The sequence below is a fragment of the Bacillus sp. GMa5/1 genome (assembly GCF_050172015.1).
Taxonomy (GTDB): domain Bacteria; phylum Bacillota; class Bacilli; order Bacillales; family Bacillaceae_G; genus Bacillus_A; species Bacillus_A cereus.
Genome location: NZ_JBNLYC010000079.1, coordinates 1 through 20,235, shown reverse-complemented (window position 1 = coordinate 20,235; position 20,235 = coordinate 1). Strand labels below are relative to the sequence as shown.

Genomic DNA, 20,235 nt, shown 5'->3' with positions numbered 1-20,235 from the left:
ACACTTTCTCTCATTATTGGACTTTTAGTTATTAGCACAGCTTTGCATCGTTATTCTCAATAATTATTCATGTTCAAAAAATATAAAAAAGACATCTTTTTTAGGGAAAGATGTCTTTTTTATATAAACCTTAATGTTCGTTCTGTAAAACCCTCGCTGCCTTTACTCCCTCTTTCTCTTCTTTTAAAAACAACGATACGATAAAAGCAACAATGATAAAGACTAACCCTAGTGCAAATGCACCTTGGAATCCAGACGTTAAACCATTTAACTTCTTTACTGGGTCCATTGGATTTGCGGAGCTTTCCATATAGCTAGCTGTTCCTGAAGACATTTTCGAAATAAAGATAGCCGTACCAATTGCGCCAGCTACTTGCTGCAACGTACTAAACAGTGCTGTTCCGTGCGGATATAAATCTGGTGTTAACTGATTTAAACCGTATGTTTGTGCTGTCATAACAAACATGAGTCCAACCATTAATACGCTATGCATAACAATAATTTGTACCATTGATGTATCAGGAGTAATGCCTTTAAATAAGAACATTGCTATCCCCACTAACACAATACCGGGAACGATAATAACTTTCGGACTAAATTTATCAAATAGTTTACCTGCGATTGGTCCCATTATGGCGCTAATAACACTTCCCGGAAGCATGATGATTCCTGATTTAAAAGCTGTAACGAGTAAAACTGTTTGCAGGAACATCGGTAATAAAGTCATCGTTGAAAATAACGACATCATCACAATGACGATTAATCCAACTGATAATGTAAACATCGGGACTTTAAATGCGCGTAATTCTAAAATTGGATTCTCAATTTTCAATTGTCGAAAGACAAAAATACATAATGAGATAAGCCCAACAAGTAAAGTGCCATACACTTTCGCATCGGACCATCCTAAGTCACCTGATGCACTAAAGCTATACACAAGTCCGCCAAATCCGAGTGTCGATAAAAGGATAGATGGATAATCTACTTTTGGCCTTGTTAACTCTGAAACATTTTGAATGTACTTCATTCCAATCATAATGGAAATGATCACGACAGGAATAACAATATAGAATAACCAGCGCCAATTTAGTGAGTCTACGATTACTCCAGATAATGTAGGACCAATTGCCGGAGCTGCCATCATCACAAGTGCGATTAATCCCATTGTGGCACCACGTTTTTCAGGTGGACAAATGATTAAAATCGTATTCATTAATAACGGTGTAATTAATCCCGTCGCTACAGCTTGGACGATACGGCCGACTAATAAAACAGAAAATGTCGGTGCGGATCCCGCAATTAATGTACCAGCTAAAAACGTTACCATAGCGATCAAAAACATTTGTCTCGTTGTGAGCCATTGCTGAAGTAACGCTGTAATTGGGACTAAAACCCCAACTACTAACATGTAAGCTGTAGAAAGCCATTGAATCGTTGAAGCTGTTACGCCAAATTCTTTCATTAATACGGTTAACGCATTACCAAGTAACGTTTCGTTTAATAATGCAACCATTGCCCCTAGAAGTAATGCAATTAAAATGGGGGTATGTTTCAAATTAGAAGTATCAACTTTGCCACTTGCAGGGCTCTTAGTTGTCATATTCATTTACAAATTCTCCTCCTGTTTCTTGCTAAAAAAACGATAAATATACCTAAACACATGTAATATAATATACATATGTAGATTAAAAAGGGAGAATCAATTTTCAGCCACTGTATATTTAATCTACAAAAAAGGAGAATTGTAGATGAACGATAATGAAAAACAAATTGATTTACGTATTAGACGTACACATAAATTACTATGGGATTCCTTATTTGAATTAATGACACAATTAAAGCAGAAATATAGTACGATCACAATTAACCAAATATGTGACCGCGCGATGGTACACCGAACAACCTTTTATAAACACTTTGAAGATAAAGATGCTTTATTAGCATTTGGATTTAAACGATACAGCAAGATGATTGCTGAAATACCCGTTTCAGATCGATTAAGTAAACCATTTCAAGTAATGGAACAATTTCTACACCATGAAGAAATCGGTAAAATATTAGAAACGCAAATGTCTGATGAACAATTTATTAACCGGACACAGTATTTAAGTCACGAAACGAGAAAACAAGAAATAGAAGCGTTACATCAACTGCGCAAAAATCATACGATGCCAAATGATTTAATCATTGAGTTTTATTCAGGGGCAATCACCTCATTAAGCGCATGGTGGTTTAAAAATGAAAGAAGCGTTTCTGCGGCTGAAATGGATAGGTATCTCCACCAACTTATTAACAGGGATATTTTTCAGTTTGAAGAGGAATAAGACTACACCTTTTCAATCATGCAATAAAGTGAAACTTTAATCAGTGGGGGGTTTTGTTCATCCCCCACTGATTATTAGTTGAACCAATCGGACTTTTACGGACAGTTGATCCCCCACCTAACTTCTTTGCTTCCACTGAATTTTGAGGTGGGGGTCTTACTGCCCGTTAAAGCGGGATCAAATTGACCACAAAATAGGAATATGATATATTTTCCGTAGAATACTATATAAGTATGACATCAAATAAAATGGCATATAATAAAAAGAAGAGATGCGCTAACATCTCTTCCTTAACTGCTACCGTATAGGGTGGTGGTTATTACACGTTACTATTTTTTACGAAACCCACCCTTTTGCTTCCTACGGCGCGGAGTGGGTTTTTTGTTGTCCTTATCCAGAAGTTGCTTCCGCAAAAAATACGCTGAAACTTCACGTACAGTCACTTTTACAAATTCTTTTACAAGGTCAAACAAAAACTCCATATTATCACCCCTTTCCTTCCAAATGGAAAGAAGGGATAACCACCCACCCTCACAATATGCAGTTACATATATTTTATCAAATGATTGTAAAGATATTATGTAAACCAAACAAATGAAATTTTACATAGAAAAAAAGCTCTTCTAAACCGGGCTTTTCTATCACCATTATTTAGCGATCTTCTTCAAATCCGAACTTTCTATAACTGCAAGCATATTCACCTTTTATTAAGACGGACCATAACCAATAAGATGAGCAATTATAACTGCTATTAAACCGATCGAGTATTCAATTAGAATTAAAGGAAGAATCCACCTTGCCCACCTTGTCCATGAAATTCCTGCAATTGCTAATCCAGCCATTAGCGTACCACCTGTCGGAAAAATAATGTTTCCAATACCATCCGCGAATGAAAAGGATAATACAGCTGTTTGGCGTGTAATGTCCAATAAATCTGCAAGTGGCGCCATGATAGGCATTGTCAACATTGCATGACCACTACCTGATGCTAAAATAAAATGAATCGCTACTTGGAAGTTGTACATTCCAACAACACTTAAAAAAGGAGAAATATGTTCCATTCCTTCCGACACTTGATACAGTAGTGGGTCTATAATATGCCCTTGATTCAAGACAACTAAAATAGCGCGTGATACACCAATAATTAAAGCTCCCCCGATTAAAGATGCCGATCCTTGTGTAAAAGATTCTACTGTATCATCAAGAGATATCTTGCCAAGAATTGCAATGATTATAGTTAAAATAATAAATAAGGCTGCAATTTCTTTTATATACCACTCGTACTTAATAACACCAAATACAAGAATAATATAATTGATTAAAAAGGCCGTTAATATCCATTTATGTCTTTTTGTTAACTCTACTTTCGCTGTTAGTAGGCTGTCTTGCTTGTTTGTATCGAATTTTCCGTAAATTCCGCTTGCAGGATCCCTCTTTACTTTCATCGCATGACGATAAACGAATGTAACAGCAATTACATATATGACTACGAATAAAACGAGGCGGAACCCCATCCCCGAATACATAGGAAGACCCGCTATCCCTTGAGCCAGCCCAACTGTAAACGGATTCATAATTGCCGTTGTAAATCCGACGGACGCTCCTACTAGTACCATCGCAGTTCCTGTTATCGTATCAAATCCAACCGCAAGAGCTAGCGGAATAAATAGAGGTACATACACTAAAGCTTCCTCAGCCATCCCCATTAATGACCCGCCAAGTGCAAAGAACAGCATGATAATAGGAATCATTAACTTTTCACGGTTAGCGAGTTTTTTTGCCATCGTTGAAACAAGAGCCTCAACTGTACCGGATGCCTTTAATACACCAAAAAAACCTCCAATAATAAGAATAAAAAAGATAATATTAGCAGCTTCTACCATCCCTGTAGGAATAGATTTTACCGTATCAAAAAATCCAAGTGACGTTGATTCAATCCATTTAAATGAATTTGGATCTACTGTTGTATACCCATTTTTTTCAATCTGTTCATATTTTCCGGCCGGCAATATATGTGTAATAACAGCCGCAATAACTAGCAAGACAAGTAACATTGCAAATACGTTTATTTTCCATTCTTTTCTTTCCTTTTTTTCTTCTGGCTCGAATGAAACTGCCTTCTCTGATACTTGACTCATATACCAATCCCCTTTGCAATAGAATGAAACTTTAATCAGTGGGGGTTTCGTTCATCCCCCACTGATTATTACTTTTACGGACAGCCGGCAGTCTGGTTTCCCCACTACCATGACGTACCAAGCTATCCATCAATTCTTTTATTTATAAAACGCTAGGATTTAACTACCTTTTTACTAATTTCATTTACAAATTGGTTAAATAAACGTTGCTGCAAGACATCCCTTTCTGACATCATTTCTGGATGCCATTGAACCGCTGCTACATAACGATGAGCCTTCGATTCAATAGCCTCTATTACACCATCAAAGGACCATGCACTCGCCTCAAAATCTTTCCCTAATGTTTTCACTGCTTGATGGTGAAAAGAATTAACCATTAAAGATTTTTGGCCAATAGCCTCATAAATTTTTCCCTCTTCCAGAAGATCTACTGAATGAGAGCCTTGCCATTTACGGAACTGTTCTCGGACATGGAAATATTCTGGCCCCATCTCGTGCTCTAAGTCTTGATAAAGAGATCCACCAGCTGCAACATTTAATACCTGTAATCCTCGGCAAATTCCTAGAATAGGAATATCTTTTTCTAAAGCCTGCTTTGCCAAATTTAATTCAAAATTATCTCGTTCTTCCTCTACAGTACCTATATATGATTTTGGAATATCACCGTAATAAACTGGATTGATGTCCGCGCCACCAGCCAATAACAATCCATCTAATTGATTAAGTGTGGACTCAATTTGATCCACTCCCTCAATTGGAAGTAGAACAACCGTTGCACCTGCCCTTTGAAGGGAGCGGATGTAGTCATAAGAAAAGAGAGCCATATCTTGACCTGGTAGCCCTCGCAAGCCCTCCTTCCCTATTTCACTATGATCAACATAATACCCAGTAACACCAATTAGTGGTTTCATTTTCTCTCACCTCATAATTTAAATGGTTTCGTTGTCTTTCTCTGTTGAAATTGTATACTCTTAACCTCCCTTTTCTAGCAATTGGTAAAGAATTAAATATGTAAATTATGACTCTACTCATTTCCCTATTTCTTTACACACCATTGATATAAGCAAATATCGTGCCAACATTAAAATTTAAACGATTATTTACACATATTTAAATATTTTGTCACTTTATCGGTGTTTACTATGTTGAAATGTATTATAATTGGTTATTAAATGGTTACATAATAACCAATTAATAACCAACTTTAGACCAATTCCATTCAACTAAAGAGGTGCTCTATGAACAAATTTGAAACTAACCACATTGTATTGATCACCGTTTTAAAAGAAACACGAAAAGCCCTACATCAACAACTAACGGAGATGATAGGTGACCTCATAGATATTGAAAGTTTTTCTGTAGAAGAAAGCATTCCAAAAGTATTTCATTCTACATTAATCTTGTTACCTAATACATTTACGATAGAAACGGTGAAAGACTTTATTGGGGAAAACTGCGAAGTAATAATAGCAAAACGAACATTAAATTATGAAAACGTAGACCAGCTTTTATTTTTACCAGAAGGAACACAAGCCCTATATGTGAATGATAATCATAAAACAGTATACGAATCAATTGAAACGATGCGGCAATTGGGGCTAAACCACATTGAATATTTCCCCTACTATCCTGGAAAAACGAATATACAAATGATCAAGCTTGCAATTACACCTGGCGAACTTGAAATTATCCCTGATTTTGTAGAAAAAGTAATTAATATCGGTCATAGATTAATAGATATTACTACAATCATGTCCATTCTAGATCGATTTCATTTAATGGAGGAATCGGGTAACCACGTTTCTGAGAGATACTATCGAAAAATAGTAGATTTAACAAAGAATTTAGCTAAAGCTCATCGACAACTTCATCAAGTTATTGATGGTGTTGGTGATGGCATACTAGCTATTGATTATGAAGGAAGAATTGTTGTCTTTAATGAATTTCTGGAAAGCATGCTGAAAATAAAAAGTAAAAACGCTATTGGTCATCCGATTGATGCCATTATTGATAATATTGATTTAGTAAACTTCATCCTTTCAAATAAGCAACAAGAAAGCGGAATATTTGTTGTAAACGGCTTGGATGTAATAGTGGAACGTCTACATATAAATGATCAATCGATTATTGTTACTTTTAGAAATGCCCTTAAGACCATCGGATTTGAACGGAAATTGAGAAAAGAATTTGTCAAAAAAGGATATGTAGCAAAATACAATTTTCATAACATCGTTGGGATTAGCTCTACGATCCAAGACACGAAACAAATTGCCAAAAGGTTAGCTAAGACTGATTTAACTGTATTAATTGAGGGTGAGAGTGGTACCGGAAAAGAGTTATTTGCAAGTGCTATTCATAATGCTTCCCAGCGAAATAGCGGCCCTTTTCTTGCTGTTAACTTCAGTGCTTTATCGGATGATTTAGTCGAGAGTGAATTATTTGGTTATGAAGACGGAGCGTTTACCGGAGCAAAAAAGGGCGGGAAAATGGGACTATTTGAACAAGCAAATGGTGGCACTATTTTTTTAGATGAGATTGGAGATATTAGCCTGAAACTTCAAGCACGACTACTTCGAGTATTGCAGGAAAAAGAGATTATGCGCGTTGGCGGAAGCCAAATTATCCCAATAGACGTCCGGATTATTGCAGCAACCAATAAAGATCTACTAAAAATGATTCAAGAAAATATGTTTAGAGAAGACTTATACCATCGGCTTAAAGTACTCTTTATACACCTTCCCGAATTAAGGGCGCGCCGAAATGACATTGAATTATTAGCTAAACATTTTGTTGCGCTATCGGACCCTAAAGTCAAAATTGAACAAGAACTAATTGAAGAACTGCAAGGATATCCATGGTACGGAAATGTAAGAGAACTTAAAAATACGATAGATTATATGCTTGCTGTCCGTACCGGAAACCAAATAACAAAAAATGATTTGCCTAATCAACATTACTTTCAAAAGCCTCCACCTAGCAAAACAGATAGCGACCAAGCCGAGAGTATAACACCCTTTTCTTCAAGTTCAAACGCTCTTGATCAAGAATCCCTTTTCATCCTTACCCTTATCATGAATTATGAAGAAAAAGGAAAAGCAATCGGAAGAAGGATTATTTCTGAAAAGAGCCAAGAAGTCGAAATAAATTTATCTGAAGCACAAGTGAGACACCGGTTGAACTTCCTGAAAATGAAAGGTTATGTGGAAATAAAAAGAGGTAGAGCAGGGATTCATTTAACAAGAAAAGGGTTGGAGATTCTACGTAGTCTTTAGTCAAGGTTCGGATTTTCAGATACATAGAGGCTGTTTTATAAACAGCCTCTTTTTTTATGGAATAAAACGTCGATAAATTTAAGTTACAAATATTCAGAATTAATATTAAAATGAATAATGGGGATAGGGGTATGGGCTTATAAAATTTATACATAACGAGGGAATAGAAATGAAACTACAATTAAAAGCGGATTTAGGGCTACTACTAGTTACATTCTTTTGGGGTGCATCCATCCTACTTACAAAACTTGGACTTGATGGCATAGAAGAATATAATTTAATCGCATTACGATTTATTATCGCTTTTCTTTTATCAGGTTTAATATTTTACAAACATTTATTTAAGATCGATTTTAAAACTGTAAAATATGCATTTATACTCGCTTCTGTCTTATTTATCGTTTACATTTTCGCGACTTTCGGTACAAAGTACACAAGTGTTTCTAATGCTGGTTTCCTACTATGTCTCACAGTCATTTTCATTCCAATATTATCAGCTATATTTTTAAAACACATTCCGGAAAAGAAAGTTATAGTAGGGATCATTTTAACGATAATAGGAATCGGCTTATTAACATTAACGAGCGAATTCAAAATCGGTAACGGCGATATATTTTGCATACTGTCTGCCCTGTTTTATGCGATCCACGTCATCATTACTGGAAGTGTAACGAAACATGTGAATTCCATTGCACTTGGAGTAGTGCAACTCGGCTTCGTCGGCCTATTTAGTCTTATTTTTTCATTCATTATCGAAACGCCAAAACTGCCTAGCACAACCAACTCATGGCTAATCATCCTAGCCTTAAGTATATTTTGCACCGCAGTCGCATTCATCGTGCAAGTTATCGCCCAGCAATACACGACGCCTACACATACAGGACTTATTTTTTCATTAGAACCTGTCTTTTCCGCAGGCTTTGCTTTCGTTTTCACAGGTGAAACTCTCACTGGAAAAGGATATTTAGGGGCGACACTTATATTAGTAAGTGTATTGATTGCTGAGGTGGATTTTAAGGGGTTGTTGCGGGTTAATTATAAGAAGAATATGGAATAGTTATTTCGCTAAATTACATAAACATACCCCGAAAATATTCATTTGTATTATTTTCACCCTCTTACCTTAATTATTTTAGATGCTACCTTCGAATAAGGTAGCATCTAAAATATGTTACAAGGAATTATTATATTTATGTAGCCTTCATAGTTAACCTTTTCTACATTACTTACTGCACATAGTCATACAGATTTTTCGCTAACAATAAACAAGTTACTGTAATGAAAAGGGCACGAACATACCCGCTCCCTTTTTTTATAGCGAATTTGGAGCCAACAATCCCTCCAGCAATTTGAGCAATCCCCATTATAAAACCATATGCATAGTTTACTTGCCCTACATACATAAACATCAACAATGCACCAACATTACTTCCTAAATTAAGAAGCTTCGCATTACCTGCTGCTTTTAAAAAATCATACCCAATAAATAAAAGAGAAAACATTAAAAAAGAACCTGTTCCAGGACCTAGAAATCCATCATAAAAACCAATAGCAAAAACAAAAAAAGTAAAAATAATGACGTGTCGACCAGACAATTTTTTATGAGTGGAAATACTACCCCAATCCTTTTTGAATATCGTATAAATAGCGACCGCACCAAGCATGATCAGCATTAATGGCTTCAATACTTCTGGATTCATTAAATGAACAGTCCATGCCCCTATTATGGAACCTATGAAAGTGAGCGGAACTAATTTAAACGCCGATTTCAAATCAAGATTACCAGAACGATAAAACACAATATTACTAGTTGCACTTCCCATTGTCGATGCTAGTTTATTCGTAGCTACTGCACTTGCTGGATTCAGTCCTGTAAATAATAAAGCTGGTAAAGCAATGAGTCCACCACCACCTACAACTGAATCAATAAATGCAGCTAAAAATCCAAAAGCAATCAAAATCATTAATACGGATGGGTCTAAATAAAAATCCATACTATTAACCTCCCCTTTAGTCACTATTCGAATAGTAACTAATAATTTGCTAAATGTAAATAGTTATTGTAACGTTAAAATATAAAAGCAAACATCGGAGGACGAAAAAAGTGGACTACATAGTGCAACAGCTTAAAAAAATTGGTTTTAATGAATATGAAGCTAAATCTTATGTATCTCTTGTTAAACAGGGGCCTGTCACAGCCTATCAAGTGAGTAAAGATTCGGGTGTCCCAAGAGCGCGAATTTATGAGATTTTAGGTAACCTTGTAGAAAAAGGAATTGTCATGAAAGAAGAAATAAATGACACCACCCGCTATTCACCTCTACCTGTTGAAATCTTTTTACAGAAGGCGCAAACAGAATGGCAATCTACTTACGAAGGAATAAGTGATTCATTAAAAAAACTAGAAACTTCCGAGGAAAAAATGGATAATCGAGTAATTACTTTAAAAGACAATCAAACAATCATTAGCTACTGTCAGACATTAATAAAAAAAGCAGAACGACGTATTGTCATTTCAATGTGGGATGAGATGTATGAAGCGTTAAAAGAAGATCTATCTGAAGTAGCTGATAAAGTTACAATACAAGGTATTACCCTACATGTTGAAGATCCCATTAAAAATCTAGAAGCCCATCGCATAACACCTTATACAGAGACCTTGTCTACAGAACATTGGTTTATTGTATCGATAGATTCTAAAGAGATGATTTATGGACCATCACTTGAAGAGCGTAATATTGCTTTTTATACAGATGACCCCGTTCATATATACTTATTAGAGGATTATGTATGGCATGATGTTTTAGTCAATCGACTTGTCCGACGTAGCCAAGATGATTTGCAGCAATGGATTACTGCAGAGAGAAAGTCTTTCTTTATGGGGAAATGAGAAGCATATTGAAAGAATCAAAAAATAAAGCATAAGTGAATGAAATAGAACACTTATGCTTTATTTTATTTGCAAAGTGATGCTCCAGCCTTTTCACTATTTCCCCTCCACAAACCGCCCAAACTCCTTCATAAACCTCAGCTTAAAACTCCCCACAGGCCCATTCCGATGCTTCGCCACATGAATCTCCGTCATCTCTTTCTGCTTCGTTTCCTTATCGTAATAATCTTCGCGGTACATAAGCATAATGACATCCGCATCTTGCTCAATTTGTCCGGTCTCTCTTAAATCAGATAATAGCGGACGCTTATCTTGTCGTGACTCTACAGAACGAGATAACTGTGATAACGCTACTACACAAACATTTAACTCACGTGCTAATAACTTAAGCTTACGAGAAATCTCACTAATCTCTTGAAATCGATTGCCCTTATGCTTCGGATCACCCGTAATAAGCTGCAAGTAATCTACAATAATTAAAATCTTTTTATCACCGTGCTTCCTCTTTAACTTACGAGTTTGCATCCAAATATCTTGCACTGTAACGCCTGCATTGTCGTAAATCTCAAATGGCAACTCACCAATCTCCGCAAACGCCTTACTTACCTTCTCCCAATCTTCCATCGCAAAACGATGCTTCGGATTTTTCAGCCTACCTCCTGACACTTCACCTACGCAAGACGCCATCCTTTTTAACAATTGCTTACTACTCATCTCTAACGAAAACAATCCAACCGCCACTCCAGACTTCGCCGCATGTAGTCCAACATTTAGCGCAAACGCAGTCTTCCCCATAGAAGGACGCGCACCAAGGACGACAAAATCACCTTCCTGCAATCCGCACGTCATTTTATTTAGCGATGTATAACCAGTCTCAATACCAGTAATCTCTTTCACATCTTGATGAAGCTCCTCATACAAATCAACTAACGCATCCTTCAAATCAAACTCACATACAGAGTCTTTCTCCTCTAACTCACAAAGTGCCGTAATCGTTTCACCGATAACTTTCTCACTCTTCTCCGCAATAAGACGCTCCCCCATCTTGTGCCCGAGAACACCAGCCTGATACATTTTCCACGCACCTCGAACAAGCCCCTCATAATATGAGAAGTTGCTAGTAGTAGGCACACCATCCATTAACCCTATAAAATACTCCATTCCCCCGATGCCCTTCAAAAAATTCGGGTCCAACCTAGAAGTGAAAGTCACAAGATCAATCGGTTGCCCCTCTCCTTCCATCTTTCGCATTAACTGAAATATAGACTTATGCACTGGCATAGAAAAATACTGCTCCGTCAAACGGCACTCCTTAATAAGCTCTCCATCAAGCAATAGAGAACCTAACACCGTCTTTTCCGCCTCCACATTTTGAATACTCATGGCCGCCACCCGCGCTCCGCTAAAAAGCGCTGCAACTCCTCCTCAGATGGCGCATTCTTCTCCCACTCCTCACACCTCGCCAAAAACTCCTCCGTCTCCCCCGTACTAACAGACGACTCCTTCTTCCGAAAGCTCGCCGTATCCGCCTCAACCTCAGAAACTTTCGTAAATCCTTTCCCGTGCCACCCTCTCAAAATGCCCTTCACATAAGCAATCGTTCGCTTATTATTCTCAAACGCAATTTGAAGAGCCTTCAGCACAAGCTCCTCTGACAAATCTTCCATCCACGCACTCAGTTCCTCCACAGTATGCGGAGACAAACTTCCGAAATGTTGCTCATAAAAAGAAAACACGCGACTTCCCGTCTCTTCTTCTATAACCTCTTCTTCCGCCTCTGTCTCCTCACAAACTGGCTCAACATCATCCACAGCTAAATCACTCGGCATACCGAAATGCGCTAAAAGCATAGGAACATTCAGCTCCTCCTCTACGCACTTCTGAAGAAACATATGTACAAACTCCTTATTCTTCACACCCTTAAGCTCACGAAGCACACACTTCTCCACATTCGTATTCGTCACCGGATTATAACGAAGCCAATTTAAAACGAATAACTCTCTCGTATCCGCATCATAAAGAATCTTCCCATAATCAATGAAGCGCTGCACAAGCTTATCAACAGTCTCCCGATTATAACCCGTCTCCATCTCAGCTAACCGCTTTGGAAAAGGAAAAATCCCACACTGCGTCGTCTTCGAACAAGTTAACAAATACACATAAAAATACCGCTCCTCCGGCGTCAAATCCAAAACAAAATCATCCTGCCAAAAATTCACCTGCACATTACGATACACCGCCATCAAAGTTCCTCCCGTCTCCGTTCAAAAGTAAAAGCCCCTTCATAATATATATGGGAGGATGGCAGGGTTTTTGGCGTGTTATTTCAAATTTTTTTTGACTACTACTACGGTGTTTGTTGTTGTTGTTTTTGTTTTTGTTGTGTTTTTTCTTAGTGATTTATTACTTGGTAGGGGCTTGTAAGGGGTTAGTTATCGGTTACTTCGATTAGAAAGACTCGATCTGAGAAGCCACCTCTTTCTTCTGCTTTCTTTTTTCGGATTTTGTTGATTTCTTCTAGTGTTGTGCCTTCGTGTTCGGCTAGGGCGTTTATTAGTTCTAGTAGGTCGGATAGTTCTTCTAGTTTATGTTCTTTTGTGTCTGCTTCTAGGTATTCGGTTAGTTCTTCTTCTGTTTTCTTGCAGATTTCTTTTATGTATTCGTCTTGGGGTAGGATTATTGTTGTGGGTGTTTTTCCGTTAGCTTTTATGATTTGTGGGATTTTGTTTCGGATTAGTTTGTTGTAGGTTGGCATGTGGGTGGCCTCCGTTTGGTTTTTCTTTTATTATAATGGAAAAGCAGTTTAACTAGGTGTTAAACTGCTGAATTGCTTCTTTTATATAGTTTTCTTCTTCGGTTGTGAAGAGGGTTGGGAATTCAGATAGTGGGAGGTTTGATTTTTGGATTATATCCTCTATCTCTCTTTGAGGTGTATTAAGATAGTTCGTTACTTCTTCTATTACATTGAAAAATTCCTTCAAGGTAACTTGAACGTCATGATGACTCGGATCCTTCTCCTCTTTCTTATACTTTTTCAACTTTCCTATCACATCCATAAAACGCCGATCAAACTTTTCTTTTAATTCCTTATTGTTATAAGAAGCTTGAACACTCTCTTTTAAAAAATGTTCCTCTAACCATTCTTTATTTTCTTTCTCCCATATAAAAGTTTGAAGAAAAGAAGAAAACAAAGCAACATCCACTCGTTCTTCCTTTTGAAACTTCTTCGTCATCTCATCCATATGCGAAAGTACCTTCGCAATTCTTTCTTGCTCCGCCAAAAGCATCTCTCTTTGAAAATTCATTTGTCTTAAAAATTCTTCAGTCTCAATATCACGCTGCAATATAATATTTTGAATTTCCCCAAGCGAAAAACCAAGATGCTTAAACGATTGAATTTGCTGCAGCACATACAAATCATCTTTCGTATATAACCGATGCCCGCCCTCAGTATAATCGCTCGGCTTTAATAAATTAATCTTGTCATAATAACGAAGCGTCCGCACCGTAACATCCCCAACACTTGCAAACTCACTAATCATCCACGCCATATCATCACCTACTCTACTAACTTCTCTCTCACATACTGAAACATATGAGAAAAACTCATCTCATTCTGCCTACAATATTGAAACAAACCTACAACAAGTAACAAAAAAGGGACATTCCCTCTATAACGATTTTCATACTCGCTAATACCATCATAAAAGTACTCATACTTTCTTTTTCGTAAAACGATATAAATCGCAATAAACAGCACGGCAATCATAATAAAAATTCGCTTTCCCCTTATCTCCACTTCTTGTTTCATCACCTATTCTCCTTCCACTACATACTTATCTTCTTTAAATAAAGGAACTCGAATGAAATAACGATATGGTTCGTTGGGTACTACTTTCCACGCAACAATGATCACTTGAACGACCTCAAAGACAAACACCATCCAAAACAAAACATCACTAATACGCGAACTAATATTAAATAGAAGAAAGATGAACAAATGAAAGTTGAACGCCTTTCGGCAATGGTATTTGTACACCTTATTTTTACGTGCCAGCGTGATGTACATGAGTAGTGGTGAAAAGATTCCTATTATGGCTGAGAGTAATAGCATGATAATGGTGTTTCTTTTTTCTTTTGTGGTAGTTTTCATGAGTTGTTTGGTCCCCCCTTTTGATTTGTCTTCTTTAGGTTAGGGGGTGACGTTGGGGGAGGTGCAAGGGGAATATATAGAAAAATTTAGTAACACCAATATAGATAACATAAGACATTTACCTTGATAGGTTTTATAGGCGGATTAAGAAAATACTAAAAATACAACTGATACTCCTAACGGTAGCACCCATAATAATGATGGTCATATTCATTCGAAAAATAGTGGGAGTGGGAGTAAGATTAAAAGTTAATTTTTTTGCCTATAATGTATTGATGATAAATTAGGTATGACTGTATCTCGAAAAATTACAAATATAAAGAAATAAGGGTGATTATTTGCAATTAAGGATCCTTGAAACTACAAAAAAGGGTGAAATGCCTATGAAGATAATTTAGGAAATGTATATTTGGATTGTAAAACGTGTGATAGTATTAAACGCGAAGCAGAATTCTGTGTTAGTTCTAAACGATTTAGGGGTAGGGGGACTAACTGTAAAGAATGTAGTAATAAGAGAATAAAGAAGTGGTATGGTAAAGATAAAAACAAATGTAAAGCTATCGAACGTGCAACAAAATGGAATAGAGATAATAAACATAGAAAACCTAAACCCACTGCAGAGGAGTTAAAACGTATATCTCAAGAACGTTCTGAGAGGAGTTTGTACTCCGGACATATTTACAGGGCTAAGAAAAGAAACATGGTTAACGATTTTGATAACGAAGACTATACAACAATAATGAATATGTATAAAGGTAAGTGCTGTCTTACAGGTTCAACAAATAATCTACACTTAGACCATGTCATCCCTTTAGCTACTGGTCATAGTGGAACTTTCTACGAAAATATAATACCTTTGGCTAGTACATTAAATAGCAGTAAACAGGCTTATAATATTTTCGAATGGGCTGAAAGCAATTATAGTCGCTTAAGTTTTACGCTGGAACAATTTTATGAGGTAATGACTGAAGTAGCTAAAAGGAATAGTATGACACTAGAAAAATATAGAGAATATTATTACTGGTGTTTTGAAAATCCTAAAGAAGTACCAACTCATTATAATAACAGGTTGAATGAAGCTATAAAAATGTATAAAGCAGGGGCTACAAAAAAAGAGATAACAGATTATACTAATTTATCTGAAATTTACTTGTATAAGCACTTAAAAATACGTGGTGTTGAAACTAGAAAACCGTCATTAGATACTTCGGAAAATAGGTTAGATAAGGCTATTCAATTGTATCAAGATGGCGTGAAAATTCACGAGATTTATAAAAAAACACGTATTCATAAGAAAACACTTTTTAATACAGTACATAAATTAGGAATACCAACTAGAATCCCTAATCGCTTTAGCAATAATAGAGATAGAATTGATATTGCTATTCAAATGTATTTACAAGGCGAAGTAATACATAACATATTAAGTAAGGCTAGAATAGGAAAGAAATTATTGTATGATACTATAGATGAATTAGAGATACCTAGACGAAGATATAGGGGTGAGGGTAATAGTTGAGGCTGTTACTCTTTTTTGTTGAAATTATGTAAGGGATGTTTTAGAAACCAATGTAACAGCGATATTGAAAACTTCAAAGAAATATTAGGCTTTAGAGTGCTAGTTGTTGGCGACACAGTAGTAGTGACGAAATGGCATTCATCTTCAGTTGCACAACGGATAAATCCCTTTAAAATTAGGTTTTAATACACTTTAAAATCATTTCACTTCCTTTACAGGGTGGAGGTCGTGAGTTCGAACCTCTGCGGGATCATAGTTTTAAAAATCGTGTCAAATTAATATTTGATGTAGTTTTTTATTTTCCGTTCACACTCTCCATATAGCCAGTGGTCACAGAATTGGTCACCTTCCTTATAGCTAATGTTAATGCAGATAATAATATTTTCCTTAAACTTGATTTCGCCTTTCCATCATAAATTAAGGTTTGGATAATGGCTTAATACCTTTTTTCTAAATAAACATCTTTCCACGGCAAGCCTAACAATTTCCTTTGCCTCATTCCAGTCGCAAGAGCCATATGAAAGACAATAGAATACCTGCTATCCTGTGCGTCCTTAAAAAACAACTGTACTTCCTGTTCATTCCACACAGTTAGCTCTTCCTTATCAGCTTTAGGCAACTTCGTTTTAGCTGCAACATTCTTAGTAATTAACCCCAAATCTATTGCATGCTCAAGAGAGTTCCTAATGATTTTAGTTATCTTCTCAATTGTTCCTCGTTTTAAACCCTCGCCTCGTAAGAAATTGACGTAGTTTTGCATATGCATTGATGTTAACTTGGCTAGTTTTTGGTATTGCCTAGTGAAGAAATGATACGACTGTTTAAATACCCTTTCAGTGTCTTTGCTGTTGGGATACCAACGCTGTGCTTCTTTGTATTAAACCAACTCTCAAGATATTCATCATAAAGCAGCTTACTAGGTTCTACTTATGTTCCAGTATGAACTTCTGAGAGCAGCTTTGTTAAAGCATTTTCTGCTTCTTTTTTGGTAGTAAATCCCCTTTTCTTCTTTTGCTTTCTTCTATCTGTTAAAGGATCAATACCAATATCTACAATATAAAAACACTTTCCTGTTTTCTTATCTTTGTTGACGCTTACTTTCATTGTTAAGAGCCTCCTTGAAGTCCTTAACTGTGCTGTATATGGTAATTTAATTATAGCGGATAATCTTGGTATTATAGATTAGAAATTTACGTTATATCAGCATAAAGACAGCTGAATATAACTTGAAGATGTTTTCTAACAAGTTGAAGGAAAATAACGAGAGATTTAATCTGCTAAATAAGTTATTCTAATAAGCATCCGAGAGAAGTATCTATCCAGATGAACTTTTTTGAGGCTATATATAAACAAAGAAGACTAGTACCCCTACAGGAAGAAATAATGGTAACTACAGTGCAAATTGTAGAACATGTTTCTGTGAAGGCATTGCTTGCCGATTTTGAAAACCCAAAAAAGACACCCAATTTAATTTGGATGTCAGCTTAAATCTTATTTCATTCGTTCTTGTAGCACTTCTATGTTTGAAAACATTGATACATCATAACTTCTACATCTCGAATACGGAGCGATTCCCCATTTGGAACACCCCTCTTTTAATATCTTTTGAAGAACATGATTCTGAGTAAAAACCAGTTAAATACTTTAAAATAATCTATAATCAAACTCTATATACTAACTAATAATAGATGCATACGATAAAGAATTTTAACTATTGGAAGTGTCTATTAGCAAAGAATAAAAGATTCTATTCCTTCAAATGAACAGAAAAACTTACTCCCTCATCATTAATCTCATTTACTACAATAAAATAAGATTTCCCCTCATGTTCAAATGGAATTCTATGTATTTTAGAACCCTCTTTCCATCTTTCATCCATTTCTAAATTAGATTTTCCTTCATAACTAAATTCAAAAGTAACAGCATCTGGCCGAATGTCGTGTATTAATATAGTTACCTTTCCTTTTAAAACAGTTATACTTTGATTTTCTTTCAATGGATTAGCAGTCTCATAAATCATATTACCATCAATATCATATTCTTTTTTTAATTTTTCATTTTCCCTTTTCAAACTTTCATTTTCTTTTTTTAAACTTTCATTTTCTGTAACCTTACTATCATTGAACCTTTCGTTCAACCATATTCCACCACCACCTGCAAATAAAAAAATAGGAATACACAATTTTAATAAAAACTCCAAAGGATATTCTTTGAATAATGCCGATAGCTTATTACCGAATTTTTCATCTCTATTCGCCATACTAACTACTCCATTCATTTATTTTACAATAGAATGCGAGGATTCTAACTGCTTTTTATTATATCTTCATTTAAGATACTAGTGGTTTCCTAATTCCCTTACTAAAAATATAGGTTCATTCGCCCCAATTCTACTTCCACATATCCATTGTAACATTTCTGACAATGACCTGACGTACCCAATTTATACGAGTAGAAGACCTCTTTGTCGCCAAATTGGAATATATGGGGCTATTATACAATTGTTCGCATTGCATAAATACCAAATTTTTTCGATATTCACCGAAATTTGCAGTATCATTGAATCGAGATATTAAAGAGGAGGAACAGCATGAAAAATGGGAAACAAGAAGTTTTAACGGACTGGAAGGAGAACAAGGAGTTTTATCAAAAGCAGGATGAAGAAAGAGTATCTCGGAAAATGAAGATTTCTCCATCAAAAGCTGAACAAATATTTCAAGTGTTACTCGAAGAAGACGAGGAATTACCAAAGATGTACGCTCTGTTTAAGAAGCATAATTGGACAAAAGAGCAACTACAAGAGATGTTCTCACCATTTTTTGATTTTGACTTCTGGGAAAAGCAAAGGAAGGATGCTTTGGAATCTGCTGAGATAGTATCTAAAAAAGGATGAACTTTTCCGCAAATGATGTCACATTCTATGATTGCATATCTTGCTAGTATTGAAAGTCATAAGGAACTAGAAAGGGAATTTGAAGAATTTTATTCAACGAATGGGAACTATGCAAAGATGAAGCAAGACATTCTTGCCCATGAATTCATTCTAGGTTGAAAAGAACTCTTAGAACAATGTTTTGAGAATTATGAGAAAGAACAGTATTACATTGCAATTCCAAGCCTGTTCATTATTATTGAAGGTCTTGCACATATGCTTGTATCTCCAAAGTTTCAAAAATATAGAAAGTTCAGTAACAGAACTAATTTGAGAAATCAATATGAGAAAGTAAAACAGGATGTTGCTCACGACGATATCTATATAATTATATACGTATCTGTACTTGAGCTTTTTAATGAAGTGTTCAAAAGTGGAAATTTTGATAAAAATCCAGAAAGATACCCTATTATCAATAGGGACTGGGTGCTACATGGTCGAGACATTCCGAGTAACTGGAAACGAGTTGACGCTTTGAGATTATTTAATGCAATATATTCAATTACGTCTCTGGACGTTCTTCTGGAAGAATCGGAGGAGAATTAAACATATAGAAGGACTGGAACATGCTAAAAAAGATTATGAATCGGTCAGAAGCGTTAAAACGTAAACAATTTAGTCAAATTGGATTAGTTAGACATCCAAATGAAAGAAGAAGAAAGCTTATAGGTTCAGCAGTAAACTTAGCCTCTCACCTCTGTGAAGGGATAAACAAAACAGGCGGAGGGATTCTAGTTTGCAATGAAACATCCAAAATATTAGAAGGTAACAACCTCAAAGTAACAGAATTTGATGGTTCTTATGCCAAAGCCTATACAATACAAACCAAATCTAAATCCCTAAGTTATTAAAGTAAACGGGTTTAAAACTTAGGAATATTTATACTCCTGGTTAAGGAATACAGGGAGAGGATGTATGAAGAGTTATAAAAATCATGTAACAAAGAACAAGACCTTCTCTTCCTTTAATCCCCAAAAATCTACTGAAATCAAAATTTTATTATTTAT

20 protein-coding genes and 1 pseudogene are annotated in these 20,235 nt (G+C 35.9%); 8 read left to right on the top strand and 13 right to left on the bottom strand.

The genetic code is table 11. The features are described 5' to 3' along the window. Nucleotides 1-130: 130 nt before the first annotated feature. Complete coding sequence (locus tag ACQGSG_RS17910; RefSeq protein ID WP_098605524.1) at nucleotides 131-1,606, bottom strand: MDR family MFS transporter; 1,476 nt, start codon at nucleotides 1,604-1,606, stop codon at nucleotides 131-133. Between the two features lie 142 nt (nucleotides 1,607-1,748). Between ACQGSG_RS17910 and ACQGSG_RS17905 the strand changes: the two genes are divergently transcribed. After that, nucleotides 1,749-2,324 (top strand): TetR/AcrR family transcriptional regulator, encoded by a 576-nt coding sequence (locus tag ACQGSG_RS17905; protein WP_098605523.1) that lies wholly within the window; start codon nucleotides 1,749-1,751, stop codon nucleotides 2,322-2,324. A 329-nt stretch (nucleotides 2,325-2,653) separates the two neighbouring features. Here ACQGSG_RS17905 and ACQGSG_RS17900 read toward each other — a convergent pair whose 3' ends face one another. From ACQGSG_RS17900 to ACQGSG_RS17890, 3 genes are all read right to left on the bottom strand, one after another. Continuing rightward, the gene (locus tag ACQGSG_RS17900) at nucleotides 2,654-2,806 is read right to left on the bottom strand and encodes a hypothetical protein (protein ID WP_098219940.1); all 153 of its coding nucleotides are present in this window, start codon (nucleotides 2,804-2,806) and stop codon (nucleotides 2,654-2,656) included. 225 nt (nucleotides 2,807-3,031) lie between these two features. Further along, complete coding sequence (locus tag ACQGSG_RS17895; RefSeq protein ID WP_098885459.1) at nucleotides 3,032-4,462, bottom strand: YfcC family protein; 1,431 nt, start codon at nucleotides 4,460-4,462, stop codon at nucleotides 3,032-3,034. A 152-nt stretch (nucleotides 4,463-4,614) separates the two neighbouring features. Continuing rightward, complete coding sequence (locus tag ACQGSG_RS17890; protein ID WP_098605520.1) at nucleotides 4,615-5,373, bottom strand: gamma-glutamyl-gamma-aminobutyrate hydrolase family protein; 759 nt, start codon at nucleotides 5,371-5,373, stop codon at nucleotides 4,615-4,617. Nucleotides 5,374-5,700: 327 nt separating this feature from the next. On the opposite strand from ACQGSG_RS17890, the gene ACQGSG_RS17885 reads away from it, so the two are divergent. Beyond that, the gene (locus tag ACQGSG_RS17885) at nucleotides 5,701-7,734 is read left to right on the top strand and encodes a sigma 54-interacting transcriptional regulator (RefSeq protein ID WP_098605519.1); all 2,034 of its coding nucleotides are present in this window, start codon (nucleotides 5,701-5,703) and stop codon (nucleotides 7,732-7,734) included. Nucleotides 7,735-7,903: 169 nt separating this feature from the next. Then, complete coding sequence (locus ACQGSG_RS17880) at nucleotides 7,904-8,791, top strand: DMT family transporter (RefSeq protein ID WP_098330085.1); 888 nt, start codon at nucleotides 7,904-7,906, stop codon at nucleotides 8,789-8,791. 169 nt (nucleotides 8,792-8,960) lie between these two features. On the opposite strand, the gene ACQGSG_RS17875 is transcribed toward ACQGSG_RS17880, so the two are convergent. Next, nucleotides 8,961-9,728, bottom strand: coding sequence for a TSUP family transporter (locus ACQGSG_RS17875; protein ID WP_098605518.1), 768 nt, complete (start codon nucleotides 9,726-9,728; stop codon nucleotides 8,961-8,963). A 110-nt stretch (nucleotides 9,729-9,838) separates the two neighbouring features. Between ACQGSG_RS17875 and ACQGSG_RS17870 the strand changes: the two genes are divergently transcribed. Beyond that, nucleotides 9,839-10,624: a TrmB family transcriptional regulator gene (locus tag ACQGSG_RS17870; protein WP_098605517.1), complete on the top strand. Its 786-nt coding sequence runs from the start codon at nucleotides 9,839-9,841 to the stop codon at nucleotides 10,622-10,624. Nucleotides 10,625-10,720: 96 nt separating this feature from the next. On the opposite strand, the gene dnaB is transcribed toward ACQGSG_RS17870, so the two are convergent. The 6 genes from dnaB to ACQGSG_RS17840 all read right to left on the bottom strand — a co-directional run bounded on the left by dnaB (nucleotide 10,721) and on the right by ACQGSG_RS17840 (nucleotide 14,777). Further along, nucleotides 10,721-12,007 (bottom strand): replicative DNA helicase, encoded by a 1,287-nt coding sequence (gene dnaB, locus ACQGSG_RS17865; protein ID WP_046392409.1) that lies wholly within the window; start codon nucleotides 12,005-12,007, stop codon nucleotides 10,721-10,723. Continuing rightward, entirely contained in the window at nucleotides 12,004-12,867 is an 864-nt protein-coding gene (locus ACQGSG_RS17860) for a DnaD domain-containing protein (protein WP_098877633.1), read from the bottom strand. The genes dnaB and ACQGSG_RS17860 overlap by 4 nt, the downstream gene beginning before the upstream one ends. Nucleotides 12,868-13,052: 185 nt before the next feature. Further along, nucleotides 13,053-13,379 carry a nucleoside triphosphate pyrophosphohydrolase gene (locus ACQGSG_RS17855; protein ID WP_048656431.1) on the bottom strand — a complete coding sequence of 109 codons (327 nt, stop codon included), beginning with the start codon at nucleotides 13,377-13,379 and terminating at the stop codon, nucleotides 13,053-13,055. 52 nt (nucleotides 13,380-13,431) lie between these two features. Next, nucleotides 13,432-14,175 carry a MerR family transcriptional regulator gene (locus ACQGSG_RS17850; RefSeq protein ID WP_098605515.1) on the bottom strand — a complete coding sequence of 248 codons (744 nt, stop codon included), beginning with the start codon at nucleotides 14,173-14,175 and terminating at the stop codon, nucleotides 13,432-13,434. An 8-nt stretch (nucleotides 14,176-14,183) separates the two neighbouring features. Continuing rightward, nucleotides 14,184-14,435, bottom strand: a complete 252-nt coding sequence (locus tag ACQGSG_RS17845) for a hypothetical protein (RefSeq protein WP_141521758.1) — start codon at nucleotides 14,433-14,435, stop codon at nucleotides 14,184-14,186. Nucleotides 14,436-14,438: 3 nt separating this feature from the next. Continuing rightward, nucleotides 14,439-14,777 (bottom strand): DUF4870 domain-containing protein, encoded by a 339-nt coding sequence (locus tag ACQGSG_RS17840; protein WP_325842740.1) that lies wholly within the window; start codon nucleotides 14,775-14,777, stop codon nucleotides 14,439-14,441. Nucleotides 14,778-15,186: 409 nt separating this feature from the next. Between ACQGSG_RS17840 and ACQGSG_RS17835 the strand changes: the two genes are divergently transcribed. After that, complete coding sequence (locus ACQGSG_RS17835; protein ID WP_098605512.1) at nucleotides 15,187-16,296, top strand: hypothetical protein; 1,110 nt, start codon at nucleotides 15,187-15,189, stop codon at nucleotides 16,294-16,296. 331 nt (nucleotides 16,297-16,627) lie between these two features. On the opposite strand, the pseudogene ACQGSG_RS17830 reads toward ACQGSG_RS17835, so the two are convergent. Both ACQGSG_RS17830 and ACQGSG_RS17825 read right to left on the bottom strand, forming a co-directional pair. Continuing rightward, a pseudogene (locus tag ACQGSG_RS17830) lies at nucleotides 16,628-17,400 on the bottom strand (Arm DNA-binding domain-containing protein); the annotation flags it as partial. A 643-nt stretch (nucleotides 17,401-18,043) separates the two neighbouring features. Further along, nucleotides 18,044-18,556 carry a hypothetical protein gene (locus ACQGSG_RS17825; protein WP_098605510.1) on the bottom strand — a complete coding sequence of 171 codons (513 nt, stop codon included), beginning with the start codon at nucleotides 18,554-18,556 and terminating at the stop codon, nucleotides 18,044-18,046. Nucleotides 18,557-18,886: 330 nt separating this feature from the next. Here ACQGSG_RS17825 and ACQGSG_RS17820 point away from each other — a divergent pair, with 330 nt between their 5' ends. The 3 genes from ACQGSG_RS17820 (at nucleotide 18,887) to ACQGSG_RS17810 (ending at nucleotide 20,079) form a co-directional block, all read left to right on the top strand. Beyond that, nucleotides 18,887-19,189 (top strand): hypothetical protein, encoded by a 303-nt coding sequence (locus ACQGSG_RS17820; protein WP_098605509.1) that lies wholly within the window; start codon nucleotides 18,887-18,889, stop codon nucleotides 19,187-19,189. Nucleotides 19,190-19,216: 27 nt separating this feature from the next. Continuing rightward, the gene (locus ACQGSG_RS17815) at nucleotides 19,217-19,348 is read left to right on the top strand and encodes a hypothetical protein (RefSeq protein WP_325842741.1); all 132 of its coding nucleotides are present in this window, start codon (nucleotides 19,217-19,219) and stop codon (nucleotides 19,346-19,348) included. A 446-nt stretch (nucleotides 19,349-19,794) separates the two neighbouring features. Then, entirely contained in the window at nucleotides 19,795-20,079 is a 285-nt protein-coding gene (locus ACQGSG_RS17810) for a hypothetical protein (protein WP_098605507.1), read from the top strand. Nucleotides 20,080-20,235 lie beyond the last annotated feature (156 nt).

Excerpts from the sequence above, each read along its gene's own strand:
- ACQGSG_RS17810 (WP_098605507.1), top strand. The coding sequence starts at position 19,795 with ATGCTAAAAAAGATTATGAATCGGTCAGAAGCGTTAAAACGTAAACAA.
- ACQGSG_RS17875 (WP_098605518.1), bottom strand. The coding sequence starts at position 9,728 with ATGGATTTTTATTTAGACCCATCCGTATTAATGATTTTGATTGCTTTT.
- ACQGSG_RS17900 (WP_098219940.1), bottom strand. The coding sequence starts at position 2,806 with ATGGAGTTTTTGTTTGACCTTGTAAAAGAATTTGTAAAAGTGACTGTA.
- ACQGSG_RS17885 (WP_098605519.1), top strand. The coding sequence starts at position 5,701 with ATGAACAAATTTGAAACTAACCACATTGTATTGATCACCGTTTTAAAA.
- ACQGSG_RS17910 (WP_098605524.1), bottom strand. The coding sequence starts at position 1,606 with ATGAATATGACAACTAAGAGCCCTGCAAGTGGCAAAGTTGATACTTCT.
- ACQGSG_RS17815 (WP_325842741.1), top strand. The coding sequence starts at position 19,217 with ATGATTGCATATCTTGCTAGTATTGAAAGTCATAAGGAACTAGAAAGG.
- ACQGSG_RS17860 (WP_098877633.1), bottom strand. The coding sequence starts at position 12,867 with ATGGCGGTGTATCGTAATGTGCAGGTGAATTTTTGGCAGGATGATTTT.
- ACQGSG_RS17905 (WP_098605523.1), top strand. The coding sequence starts at position 1,749 with ATGAACGATAATGAAAAACAAATTGATTTACGTATTAGACGTACACAT.
- ACQGSG_RS17855 (WP_048656431.1), bottom strand. The coding sequence starts at position 13,379 with ATGCCAACCTACAACAAACTAATCCGAAACAAAATCCCACAAATCATA.
- dnaB (WP_046392409.1), bottom strand. The coding sequence starts at position 12,007 with ATGAGTATTCAAAATGTGGAGGCGGAAAAGACGGTGTTAGGTTCTCTA.
- ACQGSG_RS17840 (WP_325842740.1), bottom strand. The coding sequence starts at position 14,777 with ATGAAAACTACCACAAAAGAAAAAAGAAACACCATTATCATGCTATTA.
- ACQGSG_RS17895 (WP_098885459.1), bottom strand. The coding sequence starts at position 4,462 with ATGAGTCAAGTATCAGAGAAGGCAGTTTCATTCGAGCCAGAAGAAAAA.
- ACQGSG_RS17890 (WP_098605520.1), bottom strand. The coding sequence starts at position 5,373 with ATGAAACCACTAATTGGTGTTACTGGGTATTATGTTGATCATAGTGAA.
- ACQGSG_RS17825 (WP_098605510.1), bottom strand. The coding sequence starts at position 18,556 with ATGGCGAATAGAGATGAAAAATTCGGTAATAAGCTATCGGCATTATTC.
- ACQGSG_RS17880 (WP_098330085.1), top strand. The coding sequence starts at position 7,904 with ATGAAACTACAATTAAAAGCGGATTTAGGGCTACTACTAGTTACATTC.
- ACQGSG_RS17820 (WP_098605509.1), top strand. The coding sequence starts at position 18,887 with ATGAAAAATGGGAAACAAGAAGTTTTAACGGACTGGAAGGAGAACAAG.
- ACQGSG_RS17850 (WP_098605515.1), bottom strand. The coding sequence starts at position 14,175 with ATGGCGTGGATGATTAGTGAGTTTGCAAGTGTTGGGGATGTTACGGTG.
- ACQGSG_RS17845 (WP_141521758.1), bottom strand. The coding sequence starts at position 14,435 with ATGAAACAAGAAGTGGAGATAAGGGGAAAGCGAATTTTTATTATGATT.